The sequence below is a fragment of the Bacteroidota bacterium genome (assembly GCA_034723125.1).
Classification (GTDB): Bacteria; Bacteroidota; Bacteroidia; order CAILMK01; family JAAYUY01; genus JAYEOP01.
In genome coordinates this window covers 1-7914 of sequence record JAYEOP010000522.1, presented here as the reverse complement: position 1 = coordinate 7914, position 7914 = coordinate 1, and the positions used below count along the sequence as shown (strand labels likewise).

At 31.0% G+C, this 7914-nt stretch carries 6 protein-coding genes; all 6 read left to right on the top strand.

The window, feature by feature from the left end; genetic code table 11:
* Positions 1-360 precede the first annotated feature (360 nt).
* Entirely contained in the window at positions 361-2088 is a 1728-nt protein-coding gene (recJ, locus tag U9R42_13520) for a single-stranded-DNA-specific exonuclease RecJ (protein MEA3497040.1), read from the top strand.
* Between the two features lie 63 nt (positions 2089-2151).
* Entirely contained in the window at positions 2152-2886 is a 735-nt protein-coding gene (lptB, locus tag U9R42_13515; protein MEA3497039.1) for an LPS export ABC transporter ATP-binding protein, read from the top strand.
* A gap of 14 nt (positions 2887-2900) precedes the next feature.
* A complete protein-coding gene (locus U9R42_13510; protein MEA3497038.1) occupies positions 2901-4541 on the top strand; it encodes a transglutaminase domain-containing protein in 1641 nt (546 codons plus the stop codon).
* A gap of 62 nt (positions 4542-4603) precedes the next feature.
* Positions 4604-5788 carry an SGNH/GDSL hydrolase family protein gene (locus U9R42_13505; protein MEA3497037.1) on the top strand — a complete coding sequence of 395 codons (1185 nt, stop codon included), beginning with the start codon at positions 4604-4606 and terminating at the stop codon, positions 5786-5788.
* A gap of 9 nt (positions 5789-5797) precedes the next feature.
* On the top strand, positions 5798-6364 hold the full coding sequence (locus tag U9R42_13500; protein MEA3497036.1) for a septation protein IspZ: 567 nt from the start codon (positions 5798-5800) through the stop codon (positions 6362-6364).
* A gap of 680 nt (positions 6365-7044) precedes the next feature.
* Positions 7045-7899 (top strand): Rpn family recombination-promoting nuclease/putative transposase, encoded by an 855-nt coding sequence (locus U9R42_13495; GenBank protein MEA3497035.1) that lies wholly within the window; start codon positions 7045-7047, stop codon positions 7897-7899.
* Positions 7900-7914 lie beyond the last annotated feature (15 nt).

Sequence of the window (7914 nt, the reverse complement as noted above, 5' to 3'; positions counted from 1 at the left end):
CATTAGTGTATTCGTGGCAAAAAAATTATTCGTAGCAAAAAAAATATCATTCGTGCATTCGTGGCAAAAAAATTATTCGTAGCAAAAAAAATATCATTAGTGTATTCGTGGCAAAAAAAATTATTCGTAGCAAAAAAAATATCATTCGTGCATTCGTGGCAAAAAAATTATTCGTAGCAAAAAAATATCATTCGTGCATTCGTGGCAAAAAAATTATTCGCAGCAAAAAAAATATCATTCGTGCATTCGTGGCAAAAAAATTATTCGTAGCAAAAAAAAATATCATTAGTGTATTCGTGGCAAAAAAAATTATTCGTAGCAAAAAAATATCATTCGCGACTATAAAATAAAAAGCAAGAAATGGAGATAACTAAAAAACGCTGGCTTGCAAAGGAAATTCCTGCTGAGCAAACAATTATTCAGAAACTGCAAAATGAATTAAGAGTGTCAAAGTATTTTGCCACTCTTATTGCACAAAAAGGAATCACTTCATTTGACGAGGCAAAGCAATTTTTCAATCCAAGTATAAATGATTTACATGATCCTTTTTTGATGAAAGGGATGGATAAAGCGGTAAACAGGCTTGCAGACTCTATTGAAAATAATGAAAATATTCTTGTTTATGGAGATTATGATGTTGATGGAACAACGTCAGTAGCATTGGTTTACAACTATCTTTCTGAGTTTTACAATAATCTTCTTTTTTATATTCCTGATAGATTTAGTGAAGGTTATGGATTATCCAAACAAGGAATTGATTATGCCGAAAAAAATAATTGTAAGCTCTTAATAGTTCTTGATTGTGGAATAAAAGGTAATAAAGCTATTGATTATGCAAATTCTAAAAATATTGATGTAATAGTTTGCGACCATCACACTCCCGGAGATACATTACCTAAAGCATTTTCAATTTTAAATCCAAAGCAAAAGGATTGTAACTATCCATTCAAAGAACTGTCGGGTTGTGGTGTTGGTTTTAAATTTATGCAGGCGTTTTCACAAAGAGAAAAAAAAGAAGTAAGTCCTTTTAAATATATTGACCTTGTGGCAGTAAGCATCGCTTCGGATATTGTTTATATGACAGACGAAAACAGAACCTTAACATATTTGGGATTAAAAAAATTAAATGAGAACCCTATAGTTCCATTTAAAGCAATGATAAATATTCTTGAGCTAAAAAAAGAACTAAATGTTGGCGACCTTGTTTTTATTTTCGGACCAAGACTTAATGCTTCGGGACGATTGGCTCACGCCAAAAATACTGTTGATTTTCTTGTTTGTAAAAATATTCCTGATGCTACAAAAATTGCTCAAACAATTGATAAAACAAATATTAATAGAAAAGAAATTGATCAAAGTATTACTCAAGAAGCACTTGAAGTTATCAATGAAAATGAAGAATTTCAAAAGCGAAAAACTACGGTTTTATATAGCGATTCATGGCATAAGGGAGTAATTGGAATTGTTGCTTCACGCTTAATTGAAAAATATTACAGACCTACAATTTTATTAGCTGAATCAAATGGAATGCTTACCGGCTCGGCAAGGAGTGTTGCAGGTTTTGATCTTTATTCAGCAATTGAAAGTTGCAGTGAATATATTGAGCAGTTTGGAGGTCATAAATTTGCCGCAGGACTAAGTATAAAAAAAGAAAACTTTGATAAATTTTCGGAAAAATTTGAAAAAGTTGTTTCTGAAACTATTGACCCTAAAGTGCTTATTCCATCCATTTCTTATAATTTTGAATTGCCTTTGGAATATGCAACATTACAGTTTATTCGTTCTGTAGAGAGATTTGGTCCTTTTGGTCCTAAAAATCTTCGTCCTAAATTTATTTCCAAAGATGTAGTACTTGCATATCCACCTCAGATTGTTGGAGAAAATCATTTAAAGATAAAAATAAAAACTTCAAAATATACTGTTGATGCAATTGGATTTAACCTTGGACATTTCTTGGAAGATGTAAAAGACAAAAATAATATTGTGGATATTTGTTTTACAGTTGAAGAAAATCAATGGAATGACAAATCTTCTGTGCAATTAAATATTAAAGATATTAAAATTAACAAAAGAATGAATACTCTGTAAGCAACAAAATTCTTAATTTTGAAGCGGATTAAATTTATAAAACCTCCCTTTAATAAATGACAAATGGAGCTAAGAGCTGAGGAACTTGTAAAAATATATAGAAGGCGTAGAGTTGTTGATAATGTAAATATTAACATTAAAAAAGGAGAAATTGTAGGATTGTTGGGACCAAATGGTGCTGGAAAAACTACAACTTTTTATATGATTGTAGGACTTGTTAATCCTTTTCATGGAAAGGTATATCTTGATAATAAGGATGTTACAAAACTGCCAATGTACAAAAGAGGAAAGATGGGTATAAGTTATCTTGCACAGGAAGCATCGATTTTTCGTAAGTTAAGTGTTGAAGATAACTTGAAAGCTGTTTTGGAAATGTCGAACATTAGCAAAAAACAACAGAAAATAAAAGTGGAAAGTTTGTTAGATGAATTTGGTCTTAGGGAAGTTAGAAAATCAAGAGGTGATTTACTTTCGGGAGGGGAAAGAAGAAGAACAGAAATTGCCAGAGCACTTGCTATTGAACCGAATTTCTTTTTGCTTGATGAGCCTTTTGCAGGTGTTGACCCAATAGCTGTTGAAGACATTCAATCGATTGTTGAAAAATTAAAAGATAAAAATATCGGAATACTTATTACCGACCATAATGTTCAGGAAACCCTTTCAATTACTGATCGTGCATATTTGCTTTTTGAAGGTAAAATATTAAAATCGGGAACTTCTGATGAACTTGCAAATGATGAGCAAGTTAGGAAGTTATACCTCGGAAAACATTTTGAATTAAAAAAGAAAAAAAATTGATTAAAATAAATTTTATGAAAAAGCAACTATACATTTTATTCTTTTTAACATTATTCTTATTAGTAAATGCGAATAAAACATTGAGCTATCCGGGAAAAATCCTTTCTTCTTTTTCTACCCCGGGAACATTTCCAACAGGCTTAACTTTTGATGGAAAAAACTTATGGCTTGCAGATAGGATGGAGGATAAATTATTTTGTATAAATAAAGAAACAGGAGAGATAATCAGAACAATAAAATCTCCTGCATATTGGCCAATGGGATTGGCATGGGATGGTGAATTTCTTTGGAATGCAGATGTAAAAGGAGGCATTCCACTTGCGGAAAATTATGATGGAACCATTTACAAAATTGACCCGAAAGATGGTACGATATTGCATACAATAAAATCACCAACTCCTGCACCAAGAGGGCTTACATGGGATGGAAAATATCTTTGGTGTGTTGATAATCAAAAAAATATAGTTATTCAATTTGACCCTAAAGATGGAACAACAATAAAATCATTCAGCTCTCCTGCTGGCGAGCCAAGGGGAATTACTTTTGATGGTAAATATTTGTGGATTTCCGATAGGAGTACAGATGAAATTTATATGTTGGACCCTCAAAGTGGAATTGTACTAATTGTAACGGATGCTCCCGGAAAATTTGTGCGAGGATTGACTACTGACGGTAATTATCTTTGGGCTGTTGATCATCAAACGAATAAAATATTTAAGCTTGTAAAAAAAGATGAGGAAAAATTTAGAAAAACTGAAGCACATAAAGCAGTAGTAACATTCACACATCAAACAACTAATTTCGGACCCGGAAAAGTGAAATCTGTGGATGTTCATTTGGCTATTCCTGTAAATAGAGATAATCAAACTATTGATAAAGATATTGAGTTTAAGCCTGAACCAACTGATTTTGTTGTTGATAAATGGGGGCAAAAAACTGCACATTTTAAATTAGAGAATATTCCTGCAGGAAAAAGTATAATGCTTCAAATGAAATCTACAGCTACAATATTTCAAACAAGATATTTTATTTTTCCTGATATGGTTGGTTCTTTGGAAGATATTCCTAAAAAAATTACAAAAAAATATCTTGAGAATAATTCCAAGTATCAATTCGATAATGAAATAATACAAAATGCTGTAAAAGAATCTGTTGGGGATGAAGAAAATCCTTTTTGGATTGCAAGAAAAATGTATAATTATTTAATGGAAAGGATGTATTACGAAATGACTGGAGGGTGGAATACAGCACCAACCGTGCTTGCACGGGGAAATGGTTCTTGTTCGGAATATGCTTTTGTTTATATTTCAATGTGCAGGGCTACTGGTTTGCCTGCTCGTTATGTTGGCTCTGTAGTTATTCGAGGGGACTATACAGCTATGGATGATGTATATCACAGATGGGTAGAAATTTATCTCCCTAATTATGGCTGGATTCCTGTTGACCCCAGTGGTGGCGATAGTAAATCACCAAGGCATCAGGCATTGCGTTTTGGAAATCTTTCTAATGGTTATTTAATAACTACTGAGAGTGGTGGTGGTTCAAAAACTATGGAATGGACTTATAATTCAAATGAATTTTGGGTAACAGAACCAAAAACAAATGTGATTTTTGAAAACTTTGCAGATTGGGATATTTTGCCAAATCAAGAATAAAATAGTTTTTTGTAAATTGCAGAAATATAAATACGTTATACTAAATAATAAAAGATAGAATTATGAAAAAGATTTATAGCTTATTATTTTCACACAAATTTCCACTTTTAATTATTACTCTATTATTAATTACTTTTTCATCCTGCCTAAGAGATGTTAGAGAATATCAGACACCAATTAATAAAATAATAAGTGCAGATAATTCATTTATCCAATTTACCGGAAGGTTTAATTATTCAGATTCCATAAAAGCAGTTTTTGCACTTTCAGGAAGCCAAATTGTTGCACGATTTAATAGCTCAACAATTAAATTGTGGCTAAAAAATAATTCTCCTGATACAGGAATTTATAATGAAAATTATTTCAATATTTATGTTGATGAGCAAGAGCCTTATGTGTTGAAAGTGAATAATAAAGATAGTATTTATACGCTTGCTGATAGTTTAGAAGAAGGTACTCATACTATTAAAATTGTAAAAAGAACTGAGGCTGCATGTGGAACGTGTGAGTTTTTTGGTTTTTTAATTGAACAAGAGAAAATTATTTTAACACCTCCTATAAGATTGAAAAGAAGAATAGAATTTATAGGTAACTCAATTACTTGTGGATATGGTGTTGAAGGAAAAAAATCAAGTGAGTCTTTTTCACCTAAAACCGAAAATAGCGACAAGTCTTATGCTTCTGTTTCTTCACGAATATTGGATGCTGAATTTGTTTCTGTTTGCTATTCAGGTTTGGGTGTTTCTCAAAATTATGATACTGCATGGAAACAAGATATTTTCGAATTGTATAAAAGAATTTATTCACAGCATGGACGTAGATGGGATTTTTCAACATGGATGCCGGATGTGGTTGTTATTAATCTTGGAACAAATGATTTTGCTTTAGGATTGCCGGATTCTACAAAATTTGTAAATGATTATTTTAACTTATTGCAATTGGTTCACTCAAAAAATCCCAATGCAAAAATCGTATGTCTTGATGGTCCTATGCTTAGTAACGGCTGGCCAAATGAAGTAGAAACCCAAAAACCAATTAAATCAAAAAAGATTTGCAAAAACTATATTAATGTAGCTATTCAAATTGCAAAAGCAAAGGGTATCAATGATGTTTATCAATTTTCACTTACAACAAGTGGTAAATTTGGATATGGTGCCAATTGGCATCCAAATGAAAAACAGCAAAATTATAACGCAAAAGAACTTGCTGATTATATTTCCGAAATAATGGAATGGGAAATAATTTAGACTTTTGCAATGAATAAAAAGGAATTATTAAAAAAAATACTTCCGGGTATTTTACCTCTTTTTGTATTCATTATTGCCGATGAATTATGGGACACTCGTATAGCTGTTGTGCTTGCAGTAATCTTTGGAATCCTTGAATTTTTTTACACACTAATAAAACAAAAGCGGATTGATAAATTTATTTTATCTGATACTGTTTTGCTTGCTTTGTTTGGAGTTGTTTCCATTTTACTTGATAACGATGTTTTTTTTAAATTAAAACCTGCCTTTATTGAACTTATTCTTTGCACAATTCTAGGGATATCTGTTTTTTCTTCAAAAAATTTAATGCTTTCAATGTCTAAAAGATACATGAAGGATGTTAAAATGAATGACTTTCAGTTGAAGCAAATGAACAGAAGCATAAGGATTTTGTTTTACATTTTTATTGTTCATACCTTACTTATTGTTTATTCGGTTTATTTTATGAGCAATGAAGCTTGGGCATTTATAAGTGGTGCTTTGTTTTATATTATTTTTGTAGCTTATTTTCTTTACGAATTTATTCAGAATAAAATAAGGGTAAATAAAACATAATTTATTCCTATACTTTGGCTGGTTATAATTTGAGTTTTGATATTATGTTTAACGTATTGATTATTTTTCGTTTATGGTATAGCAAAACACAGTTTATGACCGTTCAGCATATATATTATCGCGAAAATATCGAATATTGACCACGTTCGCTGTAGCTTTAGCGGTTGCGAAACAAGGAATTATGAATAATGAAATTTACTGACCACAAAAATTGCTCAGCGTTATCTTTGTTTCTTAAAAGAAATGTATTTAAAGAATCTCCCTTAAATTAGAAAACCATATTAATGTAAAGAAAAAAGATAGAAATACTTTGCCATCTAAATAAAACATTATTACTTTTGCGTGAGTATTAAAAGATATACTTGAAATTATGCATTAGGAAAGCATGATTTAAAGTTTGTTTAAATTTATTAGAACATGAGATTATTAAAACAACAGAGATTTACTCATATTACTAGCAAAGGGCTTGGCCTGCCTGCGTGTTACGCACAGGCAGGCGGTATTGATAATACCTTGGAAGATATGGACTTATAGGTTTTTGAGTATGTCTGCACATAATGGAAATAAACGGAAGTTCCGTTTATACAGATGTTACCATTTATTAATGAAAGCATTCTTCACAAAAATATAAAATTGAGAATGACAAAAAAAATAGTACCTTTGAAATAAAAATAAATTGCATGAAAGAGTTTAGAGAAAAATATATAAATCCATTTACAGATTACGGATTTAAAAGACTTTTTGGAGAAGAACCAAACAAGGGTTTGTTACTTGATTTTCTGAATGAATTGCTTAAAGAAGAACAAGGAAGAATAACTGAACTGACTTACTTGAAAAATGAAAATCTTGGAAGGGTAGAATTAAACCGGAAAGCTGTTTTTGATTTGTACTGCACAAATGAAAAAGGGGAAAAATTCATTGTTGAAATTCAAAAGACCAAACAAAAATTCTTTAAAGACAGAACAGTTTATTATTCAACTTTCCCAATTCAGGAACAAGCAATAAAAGGAAGCGAATGGAATTTCAAATTGGAAAAAGTTTATACAATAGCGATTTTAGACTTTGTGTTTGACGAAGACAAAAACCAACCCGGCAAATTTCGTTATGACGTAAAACTCACCGATTTGGAAACTAAGGAGGTCTTTTATGACAAGTTGACTTTCATTTATTTGGAAATGCCAAAATTCAAAAAGAAAATTGAAGAACTGGAAACGGGTTTTGACAAATGGCTCTATATCTTGAGAAACTTACACAAACTTGACAGGATACCAGAAAAATTGAAAGAAAATATATTTCTTCAATTATTTGAAACGGCAGAAATAGCAAAATTCAGTAAGGAAGAATATCAGGATTATGAAGATAGTTTGAAATATTATCGAGACCTGAAAAATTCATTAGATACGGCAAAAGAAGAAGGAAAGATTGAGGAGAAAAAGGAAGCTGCAAGAATAGGCTTAAAAGAAGGTTATTCAATAGAAATAATTTCAAAAATGACAGGGCTAACAAAAAGGGAAATCAACGAATTGAAAGAATAACAAATGGTAACAAAG

What these genes read in the sequence shown, in the direction of transcription:
- recJ (MEA3497040.1), top strand. Translation starts at nt 361, where the DNA reads ATGGAGATAACTAAAAAACGCTGGCTTGCAAAGGAAATTCCTGCTGAG.
- lptB (MEA3497039.1), top strand. Translation starts at nt 2,152, where the DNA reads ATGGAGCTAAGAGCTGAGGAACTTGTAAAAATATATAGAAGGCGTAGA.
- U9R42_13510 (MEA3497038.1), top strand. Translation starts at nt 2,901, where the DNA reads ATGAAAAAGCAACTATACATTTTATTCTTTTTAACATTATTCTTATTA.
- U9R42_13505 (MEA3497037.1), top strand. Translation starts at nt 4,604, where the DNA reads ATGAAAAAGATTTATAGCTTATTATTTTCACACAAATTTCCACTTTTA.
- U9R42_13500 (MEA3497036.1), top strand. Translation starts at nt 5,798, where the DNA reads ATGAATAAAAAGGAATTATTAAAAAAAATACTTCCGGGTATTTTACCT.
- U9R42_13495 (MEA3497035.1), top strand. Translation starts at nt 7,045, where the DNA reads ATGAAAGAGTTTAGAGAAAAATATATAAATCCATTTACAGATTACGGA.